The sequence below is a fragment of the Vibrio sp. SCSIO 43097 genome, assembly GCF_023650755.1.
Classification (GTDB): Bacteria; Pseudomonadota; Gammaproteobacteria; order Enterobacterales; family Vibrionaceae; genus Vibrio; species Vibrio alginolyticus.
The window spans coordinates 2195297-2216077 of record NZ_CP071840.1 but is presented as its reverse complement, the minus strand read 5'-3'; the positions used below and the strand labels follow the sequence as shown (position 1 = coordinate 2216077).

Genomic DNA, 20781 nt, shown 5'->3' with positions numbered 1-20781 from the left:
CAGGGCTGGTATTTTTTTATCAAAATTTCAGTGAGCGTTGTCTCAATAGTAACTTCATAACGTTAAACGAGACTGGTATTCGTGATGATGGTAACGAATTGGGTGAGACAAGCAGGAGATAATGCGCCAAGCTAAACAATAATAATTAAGTGAGTAGACTCTTTATGGCTCAGAGCATTCAATTAGCAAATCACACTGAGATCACTGTGAATAACAATGACTTCCAAGTTGAAGTCGAGGGTAATCAATTACATTTTTCTTTTGCTGGTCTTCACAATAAAACCTTTACGGACCGTGAAGTGTTATTCGAAATGCCGTTTTTGTACGAGCACGAGGCCGACGTAATTGGGGATGGTTTTCAAATGTTGGCGCAAACGGCGGGAACGATCAATCACCCCGTTGATATTGGTCGCTGCCCAGACAGTAATCCTTCTTATCGAATCTACCCTAAAGATGCACCTAAGCGTTATTACAACTATTTAGTGGTGGAAGGTTCAGCGGGCTACACATTATTTGGCTTCACATCATGTCATCGCTTTGCAGGCTATTTTGATGTTGTGCTGCGTGATGGGCATTGGGTTTTATCAGCCGCAATTGATGGTGAGTTGACTCAAGTGGCGGATTGGGAAAGTAATCAACTTGAATCCGTGGCGGTACTCTGTGGTCAATCGCTGTCCGAGCTTTATCAAACCTATGGCGAGATGATTGCAAAGCATCATCCTGTTCGCCAAGGTGTGACACAAGATGCGCCTGTTGGTTGGTGTTCGTGGTACGCGTACTACGCAGACGTGACAGAGCAAAACATCATGCAGAACGTTGATTGCATGCAAGATAAGCTCGAAGACCTGGAGTGGGTACTTCTGGATGATGGCTATCAAGCCTTTATGGGCGATTGGTTAACCCCATCAGATAAGTTTTCTGGTGGCGTAAAAGAGCTCATTCATAGTATCCGTGCAAAAGGCAAAAAGCCGGCGATTTGGATGGCGCCCTTTATTGCTCAGCCTGAGTCGGAGATCTTCAAACAGCATCCAGATTGGTTTGTTCGCCACAAGGATGGTGGCTTACTTAAAGCAGAAGATGTCACATACGGTGGTTGGCGATGCACGCCTTGGTACATACTCGATACCTCAAACCCAGAAGTACAAGACCATCTGACGAATGTAGTCTCTGTCATGAGACAAGAGTGGGGCGTTGAGTTGTTCAAGCTAGACGCGAACTATTGGGGCACCTTAAAAGGTGTTCGTAAACAATCTGGTATTACAGGCGTTGAGGCGTATCGCTTAGGAATGGAAGCGATTGCCAAAGGCGCTGGTGATGCGTGGCTTTTAGGTTGCAACGCGCCAATGTGGCCATCTCTGGGGCTTGTGGATGCAATGCGTGTTTCTGACGATGTAGAGCGTCATAGTCGTCGATTCGAGCAGATAGCCAAAGAAACCTTTTACCGTAGTTGGCAGCATCGAAAATTGTGGCAAATTGACCCGGATTGCGCCACGTTCACTTCATTAGCTAATCAATCTGCATCCAGAGAAGAGTATGAATTTCATCGCACGGTGTTATTAGCGAGTGGTGGTTTGCTGCTGTCTGGTGACCCGCTCCCTGAGATTACGCCGTTTGCTAAGAAGACACTGTCTAAGCTCATGTTACGTCAACAACGTAACCAACAATCTGCAAAGTTTACCGCTTTGAGTTTAAATCACGCGTTTTTAAAACTAACGACGAAGAATGACCTCCATTGTTTGTTTAATTATGCGAGTTACGGAGCGATGGAATTTACGCTGACGTCTGATCAACCGGTGGACTGGTATGATTACTGGACAGGGGAAAAGCTAAACCAAGAACCTTGCCAGTTGTTAATGGTGAGCGTTGATAAAGGGCTCAATGCGAAAGCGATCGTTACAGCATAACGTGAAGTAAATCGCCCAATACCAAGATCAAGAAAGGAGCCTATTGCGGCTCCTTTCTCGTTTTGATGCTCTGGGCGTTAGAACTCGAATAAAAAGTAATACCCGTATCCAACAATAAACGCAGGAATGGACGAGTAAATAGTCGCGACCAAAGCAGCTTTCGGTGCCATTGCAATGGCGGGGAATAGGGCGTCACCATCGTTAGAAATCGCATTGGCCAGTTGCGCAGAAAGTGGCGCTGCACCAGAAATGTATAGGCTAGTGACTAAAATTTGCGGTCCACAACCAGGCAACATACCAATGGCTAGGCCAGCTAATGGCATCCAAATTCCCCAATGAGAAAAGGTTTCTACAAGGTCGAGTCCAGAAAAATAGGTCGTCAGTTCAAACGCCAGAAACGCCACGATCACCCAAGCACTGACGAAATTCGTATCTTGTGCTGCTTTTTGAATCGGGTGTGAGTCCACGATTTTTTCATCTTCAGAGACCGTTGACTGATAATCGCCGAGCTCTTTTGTCATAGCCCACAACGACATTGTGATCACCGCGAAGATAGCGCCCAGCCATTCAATGGTATTGGCCTGCAAAGACAACAGCTGATTAATATCGATTTGGAAAGACATTAACACAGCAACGACACTAGCAGGCACAATAAGCCATTTCCAAAATGCGCCTTGTAGATTGATTGCACGTTGTTCAAGGGGTGTGTGTCGGTCTGTCTGGTGTTGGCAACAAGCATGTGTCTGAGGTGCTTCTTTTGGTTCTGGTCGCAGAAAGTTATCAGCATGAAAAGCATTAACGACTAACCCTGAAAGAGTACCCACGATAATGCCTAATCCAACCACGCCTAATCCAACACTTGGTTTGGCGGCCAGAAGTAAAAAGGCAGCGTCACCCATTGTTGAAGTAAGTACCGCGACAATCGCACCAAATCCCACTCGGCCACTAATAAATTGCGTTGTCACAACAATAGCGCCACCACAGCCAGGCAAAGCACCCAATAAAGAAGCAAAGAAAACCTGATGATTACGCGAGCGATGGTAGAGCTCGGTAATTCGATTGGTTTTCGACATAAAGTTTGAAAGATAATGATAAATAGCCAATGTGGCAGCAACATAGCATGACACTGCCCAGAATGAGTCGGATAGCGTCTGTACGGCAACGTCACGTGTATTTTCATTGCCTAGCAAAATGAGCATGACGATAGGGATCAGCAATCGCTTATAAGCTAAACGAAACTGAGTAGGCTGAAACAACTGTTGTGCAGAGTGTAAAAATTGGGTCGCGTTCATCGTTTACTCAAATGCAAATAGGAATAATTATCATTATATGTAAATGAGATTTATTCGCAATAGCATTGTGAACTTTTCTTCGTGTCAAACTCTCTGAAATCAGGTAAAGTATCGGCCTTTGTGAGCAAACACGCCCTAATTAACTGTATTAGGCGGCGTATAAAATTGACTTGAATAGGAAGAAACATGATTCTAGTTGTAGGTCATAAGAACCCAGACAGTGACAGTATTTGTAGTGCACTCGTTGCAACTGAACTTCTAAAAGCGCGTGGCGTTGAAGCTATGCCAATTCGCCAAGGCGAAATCAACCGTGAAACTCAGCACATCCTAGAAGTTGCTGGCGCTGAAGTTCCTGAGCTTCGCACATCAGTTGCGGGTGAGACCGTTTGGCTAGTAGATTACTCAGATCTAGCACAAGCACCAGACGATATCGCAGAAGCTGAAATTGCGGGTATTGTTGACCACCACCGCCTAGGTGACGTGATGACAGTAAACCCAATGGAAGCATGGATCTGGCCTGTTGGTTGTACCAACACTGTTCTATTCAACATGTTCAAGATTGAAGGTCACGCGATTACTCCACAAATCGCTAAGCTAATGATGTCAGCAATTCTATCTGACACAGTAGGCTTCGCTTCTCCAACTTGTACACAAAAAGACAAAGATGCCGTTGCTGAGCTAGCGGCAATCGCAGACGTACAAGATGTTGACGCATTCACTAAAGATCTTCTAATTGCTAAGACAAACATCGAAGGTCTATCTGCGGCTGAGCTTGTTGAGAAAGACCTTAAAGGTTACCCATTCAACGGTCGTGACGTAGTGGTTGGTCAGGTTGAACTTGCAACTCTTGAGCAAGTTGACGGTATGATCGAAGCACTAGAAGCAGACCTAGAATCTCGTTGTGAGAAAGATAACCTAGCGTTCGCTGCTGTAATGCTAACAGACATCACGACTGCTCAAACTCGTCTTCTATACAAAGGTGAGTGGGCTGAGAAGCTTGTTAAGCACGAAAAAGACGGCATGCTAATGATGGAAAACACGCTAAGCCGTAAGAAGCAAGGTTGGCCTTGGCTTCAAACTGAGCTAGCCTAATTTTCTAGCATATACTTTAAATGCCCGCCTAGCTGCGGGCATTTTTCTATGGGAAATAGGAGACGAATATGTCTGAGCAACTGACCCAAGAGCAGATGGATACCATTAATCGCTACAATGAAGAGCAACGTTTAAAGTACTGCGTAAAAGAGATTGTGGCGAATCGTAAGATTTGGATTCTGAAAGACGAACATGGCTGTGTCATGTTAAATACAGAAGATGATGATTGTGTACCAGTATGGCCAAACGAAGAGTTTGCTTTGCAATGGGCGAATGGTGATTGGGAAGATTGCGAGCCTGAGGCGATCTCTTTAAACAAGTGGCACAGCCGTTGGACCTCTGGTCTAGAGGATGACGAGCTATCGATTGTTGTATTCCCAAATCAAAATGAAGAAGGGGTCGTATTGTTTCCTGACGAGTTTGATTTTGAACTGCGCAAACAAGCGAGCCGCCGTTAGTTCTTTGATTAGTACCCATGCAATAAAGAAGCCTGCGTTAAAGCAGGCTTCTTTACATTTGCACGATTACATCTTTGATAAGCTATTTTGTTTGATGGCTTGGCGCTTTATAAAAGTGGCTTTCGACTAGTCGTTGAGTAATAGGATGCTCGGGATGAGTCAGTACTTGGTTGGTCTCGCCAAACTCGACCACTTCACCTTCATGCATCACCATCACTTTATCAGTAATATGCTTAACAATGCCAATATGCTGAGACACGTACACAAATGACAATCCCATCTCTTCTTGCAACTCGAGGAATAAGTTAATGATCTGCGAGCGCATTGCCATATCCAAACCGTTTAACGCCTCATCAGCGACAATGATGGAAGGTTGAAGAATAAGTGCACGAGCCAAACACACGCGCTGTTTTTGACCGGCAGCTAGCATTTGTGGATAAAAATAGGCGTGCTCAGGCAGCAATCCTACGCGGAGTAGGGTGTTCTTTACACGCTGCATGCGCGCATCTGGCGGCATGTTGGTATTTCGCTTTAGCGGACCTTCTAAAATACGACCAATCTGGATTCGTGGGTTTAACGATGTGTTTGGATCTTGGAAAATCATGCGGATGAGCTTGCAGCGTGTCGCGTAATCTTTGTGCTCCAATCGTTCGCCATTCACACGGATCTCTCCGGAGCTTGGTTCAACAACGCCAGCAAGCATACGAGCTAGTGTGGATTTTCCTGACCCGTTTTGACCAATAAAACCAATAGTTTGTCCTGGCTCTAAAGTAAAGCTTACCGGTTTAACTGCCTCATTAACCTGACGTTTGAACAGACGGGAGCGCGTAACAAATTGCTTCGATAAATTATCGACTTCAAGTAACGCACTCATGACTTTTTCTCCGTGTTCAATGGAAAGTGGCAGTTAAATTTATGATTCTTAATTCGTCTGGTGTGTGGAATTTCTACACATTGTTTCTGCGCATATGGGCAACGTGGTCCGAGGCGACAACCGATAGGCAGATGCTGCAATGGCGGAATCGAGCCCGGTAGGGATTGGAGTTTTTGCTTGTGTGGTACCCAATCATTAAAGTCAGGCATCGCTTTAAGCAAGGCATCGGTGTACGGGTGCTTGGGTGCCGCAATGATTTTACTGGTATCGGCAGACTCCACCGACTGACCACAATACATTACCGTAATACGCCCTGCCCACTGTGTTATGGTCGCTAAGTCGTGGCCGATAAGCAGAATGGTTGTGTTATTAAGTTGGTTCATGCGGCTCAACAGACGCAAAATTTGCGATTGGGTAATCGGGTCTAAGTCGTTGGTTGGTTCATCTGCGATCAGCAATTTAGGTTTGGTCGCAATCGCCATGGCAATCATGACCTTTTGACACTCACCATCAGTCAGTTCATAAGGGTAGCTACCCATTAAACGCTTGTGATCTTTAATACCCACTTTATGCAAAAGCGCGATGGCTTGTTTTTTACGCCATTTAAATCGCTCCCACCATTTCCCTTCAAATGCGCGAGATGGAATGGATTCAATCAATTGACGCCCGACTTCCTCTGAAGGGTCAAGACAAGTTGAAGGCTCTTGGAAAATCATCGCAATATCACGAGCAATGACGCGCCGACGCTCTTTTGGCGTAAGCTGAAGCAAGTCAATATTGCCAAGGCGCATACGGTCAGCGGTGATGCGCCAGTTATCTTTACTCACACCGACAATCGCTTTTGCAACTAAGCTTTTTCCAGAGCCAGACTCACCTACAAGACCACGAATTTCGCCTTCGTTCAAAGTTAGGCTCATTCGGTCAACGGCTTTGACCAACCCTTGAGGTGTTTCGATCTCAATGGTCAAATGTCGAATATCTAACAACGGCATTATTCGATCCCCGCATTAAGCGCTTGACGTACACCTTCACCTACTAAGTTTAGGGTAATAACAGTAAACATGATGGTCAGGCCGGGTAGGGTCACTGTCCAAGGTGCAATATAAATAAGCTCGACAGAGTCACCTAATATTGCTCCCCACTCGGTGCTTGGGGCCTGTGCACCTAGGCCAAGAAAACCCAGTGCCGTAATATCTAAAATCGCAGCAGAGAGCGCGAGTGTGATTTCAGCGGCAATGACCGTCAGAATGTTAGGAAGAATTGAACTCCATAGTAAGTAGAAATCATTAGCGCCATCAAGGCGTGCTGCCATTATGTAGTCTTTTTCAACTTCGGTGTGGACTGCGATATAAACGGAGCGAATAAAACGCGGAATCAAAGCCAAGCAGATTGCGAGTAAAATATTGAACCCACCAAAGCCTAGAAATGCCACAAAAATGATTGCTAATAAGAGCGACGGGATCGACATGACGGTATCGAGCAAGTGGTTGAGAGTACTCGACAGTAAGCCTTTCGTCATACCTGCCAATACGCCAATTAAACAGCCTACAACGGCAGCAATTGCGGTGATGGCGACAGCAGCGCCAAATGTCAGCTGAGAGCCCATAATCAGGCGCGAAAGAATATCTCTACCTAAGTCATCGGTCCCCAAAAAGTAATCAACCGTTCCTGCTGGAGCCCATGATGGCGGCACAAGCAACTCACCTGACTGTGCTTGGGCGTCAAATGGTGCAAGTAGGGGGGCAAAAATGGTAATAAGGACGATAAACACCAAGCACCACAAGCCAAACATGGCTAGTCCGTTGGCGCGGTAGCTTCGCCAAAAACGCTCAAACTGTGTTGGAATGCGCTCTTCCTGATAAACGTTATTTGTTAGCATACCATTCCTTTCGAACTAAAGGGTTAATCATCGCGCCAATCAAATCCGAGAGTATGTTAGCGGTAAGAACCAAAGTCGCAAGTACCATCACGCCAGCTTGGATAGATGCATAGTCTTGGCTTGCTAGCGCATCTAAAAGCCAACGACCAATACCTGGCCAGTTAAAAATAGACTCCGTGATGATAGCTAAGGTAATCATACTCGAAAGTTGAACACCAACCTTGGGAATGATAGGCGGTATCGCATTCCGCAATACATGTTGAGTTACGATTTCGCGGTTAGAAAGACCTTTGATTCTCGCTGCACGGATGTAGTTTTGGCTCATCACTTCCGCTACCGAGGAGCGCATTAGTCCGACAACCTGGGTGGTTGGAGCCAAAGCAAGCACCAAACATGGCAGCACCATATGCTCAATGACGCTTTGCAGTGCGTGAGCGCGGTATTCACCTTTCGCCATGAATGCGTCGATAATGGCAAATCCGGTTACATGATCAATTTCGTAAAGCAGGTCATATCGTCCTGCCACGGGAAAGAGTTGGTACTCTAATGAAAAAACCATGATAAGTAACAGAGCCACCCAAAAAATTGGGGCGGAATAACCAGACATCGACATGAATGAAATGCTGGTGTCGAGCCATTTACCTTGCTTCATCCCAGCCACGGTTCCAAGTGGAATACCGATCAAAAGGGACACCAAAAAGGCAAAAAAGCACAGTTCCAAAGTGGCAGGGAATACGACGGCGAGCTCGTCATAAATCGCGTTGCCGTTTTTACTTATGCCAAAATCAAGCTGAGAAAGGTTGATTAAGTAAGTTTGCCAACCAGACCAAAAATCAACGTTTGCCCAGTGCGAGAGAGGGTCAAGGCGAAGCAGAGAAAAACCCACTAATGTAAGGATCATCAAAGTGATGATAAATAGGTTAAAGCGTCGAACGGTATACCAAAACATCAGTGAATTCTCTCAACTCTATCAAACGGTTGGGCATTGAAAGGGCTTGATTTGAAGCCTGTCAGCGATTTGTCGTGCACACGGAACTGCACGCCATGCGCCAGAGGAATAACCGGGAACTCTTGATTCAAAATGTTCTGTGCTTGGCGATATAGGTTCAAACGGTAACGCGGTTCTTGAGTTTCTAACGCCAAATCGAGCAAGAAATCGAAGTCATCGTTACACCACATGGACACGTTAAGGCCAACGCGGTCAGACTCGCAAGATAATAAAGGGCGGAAAAAGTTGTCAGGATCCCCGGTATCACCAATCCAACCTGTTAAAAGTAAATCGATATCGTTGATGTTCTCCAAATCCACACGTTCAAACCTATCATCGGTCAGTAGCGTTAATTTAACCCCAATATCGGCAAAATTCGCTTGGATTAGCTCCGCGGTCTTGCGAGGGCTTGGGTTAAAAGCACGTGGTTCAAGTGGTACCCACATGGTCAATTCTAGGCCGTCTTCGTAGCCTGCATCTCGAAGTAGTGCCAATGCATAATTCCGGTCATAACGAATTTTTACACTGTCTTTTTGATAAGCCCATGAATTAGGTGGTAGCAAGGTATAAGCTTGGGAGCCAGTTCCGTAGTAAACCGAATCTAAAATATTTTGACGGTTGATCGCTAAGTTAAGTGCTTGGCGAACTCGAGCATCACTCAGCGCGGTGGTTTCTGTGTTTATCGCAATAAAGGAAACGTTGTTAGCTGGTGTAGCCGTCAGCTCAAGGTTGTCATTTTCTTGAATGACAGGTATTTGGCTCGAAATAGGTGAAGAGAGTACGTCACACTCGTTTCTTAAAAGTTTAGCTAATGTACCCGTGCCTCTGTGAGAGATATCGAACACCACTTGTTCCATTTTTGCTGGTGACTTCCAGTAATTAGAATGACGCTCTAATCGAATCAAATCGTTCACTTGGTACTCTTTTAATTGATAAGGGCCGGTACCGATAGGAAGTTGGTCGATTTCTTCTTTATGATCTTTTGCAGCCAATTGCTGTCCATACTCCGCAGACAAGATAACCGCATGGCTGGTGGCAATATTGGCCAAGAAAGAAAAGTTTGGCTGAGATAACGTAAACCTTACCGTATGCTCATCTATTGCAACCACGTCTTGGAGTAGGTTTTGAAAATCTAACCCTGCAAACCATGGATAAAAACCACCACCTACTTGGTGAAAAGGATGGTCTACATCGATGATTCGCTTGAAGCTAAATACCACATCTTTTGCATTCAATGGGCGAGTGGGTGTGAACCAAGGCGTGGTTTGGAATTTAACACCACGTTTAAGCTTAAACGTGTATTCCGTCCCTGATTCATTTACTGACCAACTCTCGGCGATGCTTGCCACGGGCTGATGTGATTTAGGATCGAGCGTGAGCAGCGTATCGTACAGCTGCGGGCTCAGAGCCTCTGCGGTAATACCGCTATCAATAAGCTGAGGGTTAAACGTGGTCGGCTTACCCTGTCCGCAAAACACAAAGCCAGCTTTGCGAATATCATTGTGGTCAATTTCATCGCCACAAGCGGTCAGTAGGCTAATCCCAATAAGGCTCAGCGATAATCTTATAAAAGCATTCATAATATGAAATGTTCATTGGATCTTGCTCGTTTCGTTTGATCTTACTCTTTCAAAGCTAACAAGCGAAAATGATCTCGCTAATTTATCACCTTTGTGAACTCGCTCCAAACATAAAATCCATACACTGTAAGGTGTTATGCCATAAATGCATGCGAATTAGAGCGCAGTCACGAGCTCGTGTATTGATTGAGTACTCTCGGTCAAGTTAGCTTTGTCCGACCAAACCATATTTTCTAACCATCCCTCGTAATTGGTGATAGCTCAAGCCAAGTAGCTCGGCTGCTTGTCGTTGATTAAACTTGGCTTCTTCCAATGCACGATTGAGTAAATGGATATCTTGTTCCTCTTGCCATTGTTTATAGTCTAGAGGGAATTGGATGGTGTTGCTTGATGCTTCCTCTTCTTGTTGTTCTGCTTGTTTTGCACTATGGCCAAGCGCGCTGTGCCAAACCGTTTCAAAAGGATTGAAAACCAGTTCATCAATTGGGTGAGCATTCAGACCATGTTGGTAAATTGCACGTTCAATCACGTTTTTTAGTTCGCGGACGTTACCGGGCCATTCATATTCAATAAGCGACTGCTGCGCTTTTGGGGTAAAACCGACAAAGTATTCCAGTTGCAGTTCACGACACATTTTCATCGCGTAGTGCTCTGCTAAAGAGAGAATGTCTTCTTTGCGCTCGCGAAGAGGGGGTAACATAATGACATCGAAGGCTAGCCTGTCGAGCAGATCTGCACGAAAATCACCTTGCTCTGCCAACTTTGGTAGGTCGGCATTGGTTGCACAAACAAGTCGAACATCCGCATTGAGAGCGGTATGACCGCCAACTCGTTCATATTCACCATATTCGATGACGCGTAATAGCTTTTCTTGAACTAAAAGTGGTGCGGTTGCCAGTTCGTCAAGAAACAAAGTACCGCCCTCGGCGCGCTCGAAACGCCCTTTATGCTTACCTTTAGAGCCCGTGAAGGAGCCGGATTCATGTCCAAACAATTCGGAATCTATTAGCCCTTCGCTTAATGTCGCACAGTTGAGTGATAGTAGTGGTTTATCCCAACGTCTTGATAAATAATGCAAACGCTGAGCGATGAGTTCTTTACCCGTACCTCGTTCACCAATGATGAGGACTGGGCGCTCAATGGGTGCAAGTTGTGATACTTTATCTAGTACAGCGAGAAAAGCAGGTGATTCACCAATCAGGTTTTGCTTCATAAAATCCTTCTTATTTAACAGCCGAGCCATGATTCAGGGATAGAGTTGGTAAATTTCACCAACAGTTGGTGAAAAACATCATAGCACAATAGTGTGTAACGACAACAAAATGAATAACAATCTGATTTAAAAGAAAATTATAAGTTGGCACGTTACTTGTTATATATTCAGGGAGACACAAGGTTAATCACCACCTTGTCGAGTTTTAATAGGAAAAAAGAGGAGTTCCGTTATGGGTATTTTTTCTCGATTTGCAGATATCGTTAACTCAAACATCAGTGCATTACTGGACAAGGCGGAAGATCCTGAAAAAATGATCCGTCTTATCATTCAAGAAATGGAAGACACACTTGTTGAAGTGCGTACTAACTCGGCTAAAGCGATTGCAGACAAGAAAGAGTTGGCTCGTAAGGTTGAAACGTTAGAAGAGCAAATTGGCGAATGGGGCCAAAAAGCGAGCTTAGCATTAGTTAAAGAGCGTGAAGATCTAGCTCGTGCAGCGTTAATTGAAAAGCAAAAGCTAGAGCAAGTGATTAAGGGCCTCCACACTGAGCAAACCTTAGTGGAAGAAACGATCGATAAGCTTACTGGCGAGATTGGTAAGTTGGAAAGCAAAATTGCTGAAACGCGCGCAAAACAGCAAGCACTAGCAATTCGTAACCAAACTGCATCTAACCGTCGTGATGTGCAAAAACACCTGCACACTAGCCGTACTAATGAAGCGATGGCGAAATTTGAGCAGTACTCACGTAAAGTGGATGAAATGGAAGCGGAAGCAGACTTGTATGCTCAAACTGGTAATGCTAAATCGCTAGAACAAGAGTTTGCAGAGTTGCAGGCACAAGACGAAATTGAAAAAGAGTTGGCAAAACTGAAAGAACAGATGTCATCGAAAGATAAATAAGAAAGGAGCCATTTATGTCGGCATTTTTTATAGCAGGACCAGTGATTGTCTTTTTAATCTTTGTCGCTCCACTATGGCTCTTCTTACACTATCGCAGCAAACGCAAAACAGATAGTGCACTGTCGAGCCAAGATTTAGAGCGCCTTCAGGTACTATCTGAAAAAGCGGAAGCGATGCAGTCCCGAGTTGATACATTGGAGCGCATCTTGGATGCTGAGTCACCAACATGGAGACGAAAGTATGAATAATCGAGAACTGTATCGTGACCCAGTAAATGGCAAAATCTCCGGTGTTTGCGCCGGAATTGCCAACTACTTTGGTGCAGAAGTTTGGTTGATTCGTATTGTAGTGATTTCTGCAGCGCTGTTAGGTGGTACGTTTTTGGTATTGTTAGCGTACATCGCGATGGCGTTTATGTTAGAAAAGCAACCAGTAACGTATTCTGAAAATATCAGAGCGCAGCAAGAGCATACGCTCAAAAGTAAGCCTTGGCAGAAAGGGCAAAGCCCTGATCAACTGCTCAGTGTGTTGGAAAGGGATTTTGACCGTCTTGATGTCAAAATTCGTAACATGGAAGCTTATGTTACGTCTGATACATATAGGGTGAACAGAGAATTCAGTAAGCTCTAGGCATTTTGTATCCAAAGAAGATTTAACTGAAGCAGGCATAAAGCCTGCTTTTTTATCACAAATTACTAATTTTAAAGCACTATTAATCTTTTCCGCTCTGGAAGTTCGTTCAAAATTCATCTACTTTAAAAATAATCCCCCAATTTTTATGGATGAATGTAATGAGAAGATTGCTCATTCCTATTGCCATCTCGGCTGTCTTGTCGGGGTGCGGTAAAGAACTTCCTCCTGTTCCTGAACCTGAATCGCGCCCTGCGAAGCTATTTACAGTATCTGTTGGCAATGCCCAGTTTGAGCGACATTTTCCTGCCACGACGGAAGCTGGCGATAGAGCAGTACTGACATTTCGAGTTCCTGGGCTTCTTCAAACGATAGAAGTGAATGAAGGTCAAGTCGTCAGTAAAGGTGATGTTTTGGCGTCATTAAACCCAGATGAATATTCTCTGCTCGAACAGCAAGCTCGGGCAAATTTTTTGCTCGCAGATGTGCAATACAAGCGATACCAAAAGCTACGTAAAGACCAAGTAGTATCTGAGCAAGATTTTGATGAGGCAAAAGCGAACCACAACTCGGCAAAAGCTCAATGGAATCAAGCAAAGGCAAACTTAAGGTATACCAAACTTGTCGCGCCATATGATGGAACTATTTCGTACATTCCAGCAGAAAACCATGAATATGTTGCCGCGAAAGAAGGGGTGATGAATATTCAGTCCAACCAACTCCTCAAAGTGATATTCCAAATCCCAGACTATCTTCTAAATCGTTACACGCAGGGGAGCGATGTCTCTGCCAGAATGATATTTGATGCGTTCCCCGAGCGAGCCTTTGACTTAACCTTTCAGGAAATCGATACAGAAGCCGACCCTAAAACGGGCAGTTACAAAGTCACGATGGTCATGGAGCGGCCAGCAGAAATTGGCCTTTTGCCGGGAATGTCTGGCAATGCTTACCTCCTGTCCAAAAGTGCAGGAGCGACAAAGATTCCTAACTCCGCGTTGCTAGAAGAAAACGGCAAAACATACGTTTGGCGTGTCGATGAGCAAGGCATTGTATCCAAAGCCGCAATTGAGATGAATGACAAAAATCAAGTGTTAGCCGGGCTTAACGATGGCGACCAAATCATTATCTCGGGTGTCAGTGTAATTGAACCCGGAATTAAGGTAAGAGCGTGGATTAAGGAAAGAGGGTTGTAATATGAAAGGAATCATCTCTCTAGCGACTTTACTTTCAACGCTTTTTCTCGTTGGCTGTGGGGATAAGGCGCCAGAAAAAGAGCTCGAAACGCCACGAGTTAGAGTTACGTCATTAGCGGGAAACAAGGTGGATGACAACTTGTACTTCCCTGCGGTTGCGAATGCAGCGGATCGCTCTCATTTGAGCTTCAGAGTGGCAGGAGAAGTCAGCCGCATCATGGTAAAAGAGGGCGACAAAGTCACGAAGGGTGATGTCATTGCAACGCTAGATCCCACTGACTATGAGTTGGATGTAGATAATGCGAGTGCGCGTTTTTCTGTTGTCGACAGTCAGTATCGCCGCTCACGCCCTTTGGTTGATAAAGGCCTATTAGCTAAGTCTCAGTTTGATGAAATTGCAGCACAACGACAAATCGCCTTAGCTGAGCTTCAGTTAGCCAAACTTCGTCTATCATTTACTGCCTTAAAAGCGCCCGTGGATGGGATTATTTCGCGAGTTAATATCGACCAATTCGAAAATGTTCAAGTCGGACAGCATATCGTTAATATTCACAGCTTGGAGCGAGTCGAAGTGTTGATTCAGCTTCCTGACCGCCTCTATGTGAACCAACCGCCAACGGAAGAAAGGCTTACCGCGATCAAAGCATTAGTGCGCGTGCCCAGTGGTAACGAATATAACGCGACGGTAAAAGAATTTACAACCGAACCCGACCCAACAACAGGTACGTTTACTGTCACACTGTCGCTTCCTATGCCGGAAGAAGAGTACATTCTAGATGGTATGGCTGTTGAGGTAACTTCTAAAGACGAGAATGTTGGGCTTGATCTCAACCTAGGAATTAATGTTCCTATCGAAGCCATTTTTAATGCGGATGGTGACGAGCTGGGGCGCGAAAACAAATTTGTTTGGGTACTGAATGACGACAATACGGTATCGCGCAAACAGGTGCGAGCAGGTAAGGCATCTAAAACGTCCATTCAAATCCTTGATGGTCTCATGCTCAAAGACAAAGTCGTGATTGCCGGTGTTTCTCGATTAAGGGATGGCATGAAAGTGGAAGTGATACAGGAAATGGCTACGCAGGAGGCCGGTCTATGAGCGATCTTAATAAATCAGTGCCTCAAAGTGATGATGATGTGACCGGTATTGCTGCGTACTTCATCCGAAATCGCGTCATCAGTTGGATGGTCGCACTGATATTTTTGATTGGTGGTATCGCCGCATTCTTTGGTTTAGGGCGTCTTGAGGACCCTGCTTTTACTATTAAAGATGCGATGGTAGTGACCTCTTACCCTGGTGCGACACCGCAACAAGTCGAAGAAGAAGTGACGTACCCAATCGAAAAAGCGATTCAGCAGCTTACTTATGTTGATGAAGTAAATTCGATTTCTAGCCGGGGATTATCTCAAATCACGGTCACGATGAAGAACAATTATGGCCCTGATGATCTACCACAAATTTGGGATGAGTTGCGCCGTAAAGTGAACGACCTTAAAGGGACGTTGCCTCCAGGTGTGAATGAACCTCAAGTGATCGATGATTTTGGTGATGTTTACGGGATTTTGTTAGCGGTGACTGGCGACGGTTATAGCTATAAAGAGCTACTGGATTACGTCGATTACTTACGCCGAGAGCTCGAACTGGTTGATGGCGTGAGTAAAGTTTCGGTATCCGGGCAACAGCAAGAGCAAGTTTTCATCGAAGTATCGATGAAAAAGCTGAGCAGTATAGGTCTTGCTCCGGATACCGTGTTTAATCTTCTTTCGACGCAAAACGTGGTTTCTGACGCAGGGGCGATCAGAATTGGTGACGAGTACATCAGAATTCAGCCGACTGGCGAGTTCCAGAGTGTGGAGGAGCTGGGTGATTTGTTGATTACTGAGTCGGGCGCTCAGGGGCTCATTTTCTTGAAAGATGTGGCGGAAATAAAACGCGGGTATGTAGAAGTACCGAGTAATGTTATTAATTTTAACGGCAGCCTTGCACTGAACGTGGGTGTTTCTTTTGCTGAAGGCGTCAATGTGGTTGAAGTCGGAAAAGCGTTTGATCATCGCCTTGCCGAGCTAAAGTACCAACAACCTGTCGGTATCGAAATCTCGGAAATTTACAGTCAGCCTAAAGAGGTGGATAAATCGGTTAGCGGTTTTGTTGTCAGCTTGGCTCAAGCTGTCGGTATCGTCATTATCGTACTTCTGTTCTTTATGGGGCTACGTTCTGGGCTACTAATCGGTTTAATCTTGCTGCTGACGGTGCTGGGTACGTTCATTTTCATGAAGTATCTCGCGATAGATTTGCAGCGGATTTCATTAGGTGCCTTGGTTATCGCGTTAGGTATGCTGGTGGACAATGCAATCGTCGTGGTTGAGGGGATTTTGATTGGTACGCAAAAAGGGCGAACTCGACTCCAAGCAGCGACCGACATTGTTACCCAAACAAAGTGGCCATTACTTGGGGCAACTGTGATTGCGGTAACTGCATTTGCGCCAATTGGACTGTCTGAAGACTCGACGGGCGAATACTGTGGCACTTTATTTACGGTTCTGCTGATCTCTTTAATGTTGAGCTGGTTTACCGCTATCTCGTTGACACCATTCTTTGCTGACATCTTCTTTAAAGGCCAGAAGATTAAACAAGGTGAAGGGGAAGAAAATGATCCATATAACGGGGTTATTTTCGTTATTTATAAAAAGTTTCTTCAGTTTTGTATGCGTCGTGCTTGGTTTACCGTTGTGGTGCTGATTGCGGGATTAGCGGCAAGTGTTTACGGGTTCACCTTTGTGAAGCAAGCGTTTTTCCCATCTTCGACAACGCCGATTTTTCAGTTAGATGTATGGATGCCAGAAGGAACTGATATTCGAGCAACCAACACAACGCTTAAAGAGTTAGAAAGTTGGTTAGCTAAGCAAGAGCATGTTGACCATATCACGACGACCGCGGGTAAAGGCTTACAGCGCTTCATGTTAACGTACGCGCCAGAGAAAAGTTATGCGGCTTATGGTGAGATAACCACTCGTATGGAAAATTACGAAGCGTTGAAACCATTAATGGCGAAGTTTCGAGAGTATTTAAAAGCCAACTACCCAGAAATCAATTACAAGCTCAAACAGATTGAGTTAGGCCCTGGTGGTGGTGCAAAAATTGAAGCTCGCATTATTGGCTCAGATCCAACCGTCCTTCGTACGATAGCCGCTCAGGTCAAGGACATCATGTACGCCGACCCTCAGGCAACAAATATCAGGCATGATTGGCGTGAACGAACCCAAGTTCTTGAACCTCAGTTTAACGAGAGTCAGGCACGTCGCTATGGCATTACCAAATCGGACGTCGATGATTTCTTGTCCATGTCATTCTCTGGAATGACGATAGGCTTATACCGAGACGGCACGACGCTCATGCCTATCGTGGCTCGTTTACCAGAAGATGAGCGCATTGATATTCGTAACATCGAAGGCATGAAAATATGGAGTCCAGCACAGAGTGAGTTTATCCCACTTCAACAAGTCACAATGGGTTATGACATGCGTTGGGAGGACCCTATTATTGTGCGTAAGAACCGTAAGCGTATGCTCACTGTGATGGCAGACCCTGATATTCTAGGTGAAGAAACCGCATCGACGTTGCAAAAACGTTTACAGCCCCAAATCGAAGCGATTCAATTACCACCAGGTTATTCCTTAGAGTGGGGTGGTGAATACGAATCTTCAGGTGATGCTCAAGAGTCACTGTTTACTACTATGCCAATGGGGTACTTGTTCATGTTCTTGATCACTGTATTCCTATTTAACTCTATCAAAGAGCCACTCATTGTTTGGCTTACCGTGCCGCTGGCGTTAATTGGTGTCACTACCGGTTTGTTGGCACTCAACACGCCGTTTGGTTTTATGGCATTGCTCGGTTTCTTAAGCTTATCGGGAATGGTGCTCAAAAATGGCATCGTATTACTGGACCAAATTGAAATTGAAATGAAGTCCGGTAAAGAGGCTTATGACGCGGTCGTTGATGCTGCGGTAAGTCGCGTCCGTCCCGTTTGTATGGCTGCTATCACGACGATCCTTGGTATGATCCCACTGTTGCCAGATATTTTCTTCAAACCAATGGCGGTTACGATTATGTTTGGTTTGGGTTTTGCGACAGTCCTGACACTGATTGTCGTGCCAGTGTTGTATCGTTTGTTCCATAAAGTGGCAGTACCGAAACAGGCTTAGTGCTACTGATATAACGATGAAAAATATCGCGCCTCTAGCTCATCAGTTAGAGGCGCTTTTTAAGGAAGAATAATGACAGAACAAAAAACGTGTGCGTGGGCGATGAATCACCCATTAGAGCGCGAATATCATGATTCCGAATGGGGCGTGCCAGTATATGACGACCAAGTCCTGTTTGAATTTATTACGTTGGAAGGTGCGCAAGCTGGCCTTAGTTGGATCACCATTCTTAAAAAGCGCGAAGGGTATAGAGAAGCGTTCGAGAACTACGACCTAGATGCGTTGGAACAAAGAAATGAAGAACGCGCTGAATACATCGTGGAAAACTTCGATGTTGTGAGGCATCGCGGAAAGATTAACTCGGTTTTCAGTAATGCCAAAGCGGCCAAAGCGTTAATTGCTGAATACGGAAGTTTATCAGACGCGTTGTGGCAGTTCGTGGACGGCGAACCAATCATTAATCAATGGCAACATATGAGTGACGTGCCAGTTTCGACAGAGCAATCCAAAGCCATGAGTAAATTCTTAAAAAAGAAAGGCTTCAAGTTTGTCGGTGAAACCATCTGTTATGCTTTCATGCAAGCCGTCGGCATGGTGGATGACCATATCGTTGGATGTCCTAAAAAGCAGCATAAGTAACGTTTGGCTATTAAGCTAATGTTGTTAGTTCTGGCTATCATGAATACGTTCCAAAGCTTCGATTCGACGCCATTGAGTGGCATCGAAGCTTTGTTTTCTTAAAGCAATGATTTCTGCCTGTTTTTCGTCTTGCCCTAGAAAATTTCTATTCAGAATATCTTGACGCTGCTTTAAGTAAGTGGCGAGTTGAGTCTCAAATGATGCTCTTTGCTCATCAAGCTTTTGCAGCCTCAGCGCTCCGGCATCTCCTACCAGAGCAACACGGGCGATGTACATGTCTTGTGAATCAAGCTGAGAAGCTTGCTCGAGCTGCTTTGCTAATGCGTTATTGCGTTCACTTTCTCGTATGTAATCCGGTTGTTCTGATAATGCTTGATTAAGAAGGTGGGCCTGACTCTCGATATCCGATGCCCGTGTTTTAATCGTCACCTTTTCTAAAGCAAGTTGGCGAAGTCGGTTTTCTTCGTCAAACAATTGGGTTATCTGCACCTCGCTAAAGTATTGAAGCTGTAAGTTCAGTATTGCTTCATTCAGCATGGTTAACTGTTCAAGCGTTAGGTGGTTGTGCTCAAAAGGCTCTAATGCAGAGAGTGCTTGCTTGTAGGAAAGGTAGGTTTGAAAAAGTTTGGCATCAATATTCAGAGTTTGCTTTGCTAAAGTGTCATCATTGACTTCCGCTTTGATCGTATCGAGATCTTCTTCGCCCAGCCGGCTAAGAGAATATTCGAAGAAATCTTTTGGTGAAGAGACATCGGCGGCTATATCTTGCTGAGATTGCGAATGGTTAGAGGTTATCTCTTGTTGTTTGTCGCTTTGCAACAGAGAAAGCGCTCCCACGCCAAATATCGAGAGCAGGATAAAAGTGGTGAGAGCGACTTTCTTCATTGTGATGACCTCTTATAAACCTTGAAGTTTGAGACGATTTGCATGTTGGCGATAAAGCGTGACTGGATCGGTTTCAAAAAGATGATGAATACCGAGTAGACCGTTAATTTCATCCAAATGGTTCATTTGATAATCATCACGTATGACTTTGCCCAAATGTGTGCTGCACGCACCAACTAAGCCATCATTTGGCCCATCAAAGGCTAAGCCAAGTACCATCATGGCAGCGTCGGTCGGATCGAAAACGTTTGTAAAAGTGGATGATCCGGTCCATGAGTAGTAATAAACGCCATTTGAAGCCAGCAAGTCACCATTACCACATTCACTGGTAGGGACTCCCTCCGGGTAGTGTTGGTTAAACGCTAATGATCCTTCCGTGGTTAATGCTGCTAGTGAGGCTAAAGGGTCTTGGTCGAGATCAGAACCACCTGATAGAAGATTAATAAGAGTAGTTAAGCCTTGCGCCAGTTTTACCGCGAGCTGCTCACTACCCGAACCCTCAGATACGGTGCCACGAACTAAATCTGCCACTTTAGACCCTTTATTAACGCCTCCTATACTCGTAACTGATGCGACTAGGTCAGGACGGACAGAGGCAACATAGCGCGTTGTTGGACCACCATGACTGTGACCAATGAGATTGACTTTCTCTGCGCCTGTTGCTGCAAGTAAGGTTTCTACTTGAGCAAGCAGTTGTTCCCCTCGAACTTCGCTGCTATTGGTCGCGGATACCTGTGCAACATAAACCGTAGCGCCATCTTTTGTTAAGGAATGTGGTATTCCGAAAAAGTAATCAACGCCTGCCAGGGTATCAAAACCAAACAAACCGTGAACCAGAACAATCGGATACTTGGTTTGGGTATAACCTGTTGCAGCGTATACGGAGGTTATTGGGACGGTAACTAAGGTAAAAAGCATTAGCGCTATAAATTTGAGTTTCAAAACTATCTCCTTGTGGTATGACCTCTTATGAATGATAAAAAGTAGGAGAGAAACTCTAAATTTGGAAAGCCTATTTGTGGCACATTATTTCATTCTGTGACT

At 45.0% G+C, this 20781-nt stretch carries 19 protein-coding genes; 10 read left to right on the top strand and 9 right to left on the bottom strand.

Going from position 1 to position 20781, the window contains the following annotated elements; translation table 11 throughout:
- The first annotated feature begins 164 nt into the window (after positions 1-164).
- Entirely contained in the window at positions 165-1904 is a 1740-nt protein-coding gene (locus J4N40_RS10805) for a glycoside hydrolase family 36 protein (protein WP_054576408.1), read from the top strand.
- 77 nt (positions 1905-1981) lie between these two features.
- Here J4N40_RS10805 and J4N40_RS10800 read toward each other — a convergent pair whose 3' ends face one another.
- Positions 1982-3196, bottom strand: a complete 1215-nt coding sequence (locus J4N40_RS10800) for a putative manganese transporter (protein ID WP_062730704.1) — start codon at positions 3194-3196, stop codon at positions 1982-1984.
- A 186-nt stretch (positions 3197-3382) separates the two neighbouring features.
- Between J4N40_RS10800 and J4N40_RS10795 the strand changes: the two genes are divergently transcribed.
- Together J4N40_RS10795 and J4N40_RS10790 are read left to right on the top strand one after the other, a co-directional pair.
- Positions 3383-4288 (top strand): manganese-dependent inorganic pyrophosphatase, encoded by a 906-nt coding sequence (locus J4N40_RS10795; RefSeq protein WP_017634678.1) that lies wholly within the window; start codon positions 3383-3385, stop codon positions 4286-4288.
- Positions 4289-4356: 68 nt separating this feature from the next.
- Positions 4357-4746 carry a DUF2750 domain-containing protein gene (locus J4N40_RS10790; RefSeq protein WP_054576411.1) on the top strand — a complete coding sequence of 130 codons (390 nt, stop codon included), beginning with the start codon at positions 4357-4359 and terminating at the stop codon, positions 4744-4746.
- 82 nt (positions 4747-4828) lie between these two features.
- On the opposite strand, the gene J4N40_RS10785 is transcribed toward J4N40_RS10790, so the two are convergent.
- The 6 genes from J4N40_RS10785 to pspF form a co-directional block, all read right to left on the bottom strand.
- Positions 4829-5620 carry a peptide ABC transporter ATP-binding protein gene (locus J4N40_RS10785; protein WP_005393308.1) on the bottom strand — a complete coding sequence of 264 codons (792 nt, stop codon included), beginning with the start codon at positions 5618-5620 and terminating at the stop codon, positions 4829-4831.
- Positions 5617-6612, bottom strand: coding sequence for a peptide ABC transporter ATP-binding protein (locus J4N40_RS10780; RefSeq protein ID WP_005378126.1), 996 nt, complete (start codon positions 6610-6612; stop codon positions 5617-5619). The genes J4N40_RS10785 and J4N40_RS10780 overlap by 4 nt, the downstream gene beginning before the upstream one ends.
- Positions 6612-7499, bottom strand: coding sequence for an ABC transporter permease subunit (locus J4N40_RS10775; protein ID WP_005378123.1), 888 nt, complete (start codon positions 7497-7499; stop codon positions 6612-6614). Before J4N40_RS10775 ends, J4N40_RS10780 begins: the two co-directional genes overlap by 1 nt.
- Positions 7486-8448, bottom strand: coding sequence for an ABC transporter permease (locus tag J4N40_RS10770; protein ID WP_005378122.1), 963 nt, complete (start codon positions 8446-8448; stop codon positions 7486-7488). Before J4N40_RS10770 ends, J4N40_RS10775 begins: the two co-directional genes overlap by 14 nt.
- Positions 8448-10067 (bottom strand): ABC transporter substrate-binding protein SapA, encoded by a 1620-nt coding sequence (gene sapA / locus J4N40_RS10765; protein WP_017820870.1) that lies wholly within the window; start codon positions 10065-10067, stop codon positions 8448-8450. Before sapA ends, J4N40_RS10770 begins: the two co-directional genes overlap by 1 nt.
- Before the next feature lie 205 nt (positions 10068-10272).
- On the bottom strand, positions 10273-11280 hold the full coding sequence (pspF, locus tag J4N40_RS10760; protein WP_017820869.1) for a phage shock protein operon transcriptional activator: 1008 nt from the start codon (positions 11278-11280) through the stop codon (positions 10273-10275).
- Positions 11281-11512: 232 nt separating this feature from the next.
- On the opposite strand from pspF, the gene pspA reads away from it, so the two are divergent.
- From pspA to J4N40_RS10725, 7 genes are all read left to right on the top strand, one after another.
- A complete protein-coding gene (gene pspA, locus J4N40_RS10755) occupies positions 11513-12184 on the top strand; it encodes a phage shock protein PspA (protein WP_005378119.1) in 672 nt (223 codons plus the stop codon).
- A gap of 14 nt (positions 12185-12198) precedes the next feature.
- Positions 12199-12432 carry an envelope stress response membrane protein PspB gene (pspB, locus tag J4N40_RS10750; protein WP_005378117.1) on the top strand — a complete coding sequence of 78 codons (234 nt, stop codon included), beginning with the start codon at positions 12199-12201 and terminating at the stop codon, positions 12430-12432.
- Positions 12425-12814: an envelope stress response membrane protein PspC gene (gene pspC, locus J4N40_RS10745; RefSeq protein ID WP_017820868.1), complete on the top strand. Its 390-nt coding sequence runs from the start codon at positions 12425-12427 to the stop codon at positions 12812-12814. The genes pspB and pspC overlap by 8 nt, the downstream gene beginning before the upstream one ends.
- Before the next feature lie 161 nt (positions 12815-12975).
- Positions 12976-14007: an efflux RND transporter periplasmic adaptor subunit gene (locus tag J4N40_RS10740; RefSeq protein ID WP_213907831.1), complete on the top strand. Its 1032-nt coding sequence runs from the start codon at positions 12976-12978 to the stop codon at positions 14005-14007.
- A gap of 1 nt (position 14008) precedes the next feature.
- On the top strand, positions 14009-15106 hold the full coding sequence (locus tag J4N40_RS10735) for an efflux RND transporter periplasmic adaptor subunit (protein WP_005378112.1): 1098 nt from the start codon (positions 14009-14011) through the stop codon (positions 15104-15106).
- The gene (gene vmeI / locus J4N40_RS10730) at positions 15103-18213 is read left to right on the top strand and encodes an efflux RND transporter permease subunit VmeI (RefSeq protein WP_017634672.1); all 3111 of its coding nucleotides are present in this window, start codon (positions 15103-15105) and stop codon (positions 18211-18213) included. Before J4N40_RS10735 ends, vmeI begins: the two co-directional genes overlap by 4 nt.
- A gap of 72 nt (positions 18214-18285) precedes the next feature.
- A complete protein-coding gene (locus J4N40_RS10725) occupies positions 18286-18852 on the top strand; it encodes a DNA-3-methyladenine glycosylase I (protein ID WP_158156170.1) in 567 nt (188 codons plus the stop codon).
- A gap of 24 nt (positions 18853-18876) precedes the next feature.
- Here J4N40_RS10725 and J4N40_RS10720 read toward each other — a convergent pair whose 3' ends face one another.
- A complete protein-coding gene (locus J4N40_RS10720) occupies positions 18877-19737 on the bottom strand; it encodes a lipase secretion chaperone (RefSeq protein WP_206953199.1) in 861 nt (286 codons plus the stop codon).
- Positions 19738-19749: 12 nt separating this feature from the next.
- Positions 19750-20679, bottom strand: coding sequence for an esterase/lipase family protein (locus J4N40_RS10715; RefSeq protein ID WP_021033826.1), 930 nt, complete (start codon positions 20677-20679; stop codon positions 19750-19752).
- Positions 20680-20781 lie beyond the last annotated feature (102 nt).

What these genes read in the sequence shown, in the direction of transcription:
- pspA (WP_005378119.1), top strand. Translation starts at nt 11,513, where the DNA reads ATGGGTATTTTTTCTCGATTTGCAGATATCGTTAACTCAAACATCAGT.
- sapA (WP_017820870.1), bottom strand. Translation starts at nt 10,067, where the DNA reads ATGAATGCTTTTATAAGATTATCGCTGAGCCTTATTGGGATTAGCCTA.
- J4N40_RS10790 (WP_054576411.1), top strand. Translation starts at nt 4,357, where the DNA reads ATGTCTGAGCAACTGACCCAAGAGCAGATGGATACCATTAATCGCTAC.
- J4N40_RS10800 (WP_062730704.1), bottom strand. Translation starts at nt 3,196, where the DNA reads ATGAACGCGACCCAATTTTTACACTCTGCACAACAGTTGTTTCAGCCT.
- J4N40_RS10740 (WP_213907831.1), top strand. Translation starts at nt 12,976, where the DNA reads ATGAGAAGATTGCTCATTCCTATTGCCATCTCGGCTGTCTTGTCGGGG.
- J4N40_RS10780 (WP_005378126.1), bottom strand. Translation starts at nt 6,612, where the DNA reads ATGCCGTTGTTAGATATTCGACATTTGACCATTGAGATCGAAACACCT.
- pspB (WP_005378117.1), top strand. Translation starts at nt 12,199, where the DNA reads ATGTCGGCATTTTTTATAGCAGGACCAGTGATTGTCTTTTTAATCTTT.
- J4N40_RS10795 (WP_017634678.1), top strand. Translation starts at nt 3,383, where the DNA reads ATGATTCTAGTTGTAGGTCATAAGAACCCAGACAGTGACAGTATTTGT.
- vmeI (WP_017634672.1), top strand. Translation starts at nt 15,103, where the DNA reads ATGAGCGATCTTAATAAATCAGTGCCTCAAAGTGATGATGATGTGACC.
- J4N40_RS10785 (WP_005393308.1), bottom strand. Translation starts at nt 5,620, where the DNA reads ATGAGTGCGTTACTTGAAGTCGATAATTTATCGAAGCAATTTGTTACG.
- pspC (WP_017820868.1), top strand. Translation starts at nt 12,425, where the DNA reads ATGAATAATCGAGAACTGTATCGTGACCCAGTAAATGGCAAAATCTCC.
- J4N40_RS10720 (WP_206953199.1), bottom strand. Translation starts at nt 19,737, where the DNA reads ATGAAGAAAGTCGCTCTCACCACTTTTATCCTGCTCTCGATATTTGGC.
- J4N40_RS10725 (WP_158156170.1), top strand. Translation starts at nt 18,286, where the DNA reads ATGACAGAACAAAAAACGTGTGCGTGGGCGATGAATCACCCATTAGAG.
- J4N40_RS10735 (WP_005378112.1), top strand. Translation starts at nt 14,009, where the DNA reads ATGAAAGGAATCATCTCTCTAGCGACTTTACTTTCAACGCTTTTTCTC.
- pspF (WP_017820869.1), bottom strand. Translation starts at nt 11,280, where the DNA reads ATGAAGCAAAACCTGATTGGTGAATCACCTGCTTTTCTCGCTGTACTA.
- J4N40_RS10775 (WP_005378123.1), bottom strand. Translation starts at nt 7,499, where the DNA reads ATGCTAACAAATAACGTTTATCAGGAAGAGCGCATTCCAACACAGTTT.
- J4N40_RS10805 (WP_054576408.1), top strand. Translation starts at nt 165, where the DNA reads ATGGCTCAGAGCATTCAATTAGCAAATCACACTGAGATCACTGTGAAT.
- J4N40_RS10770 (WP_005378122.1), bottom strand. Translation starts at nt 8,448, where the DNA reads ATGTTTTGGTATACCGTTCGACGCTTTAACCTATTTATCATCACTTTG.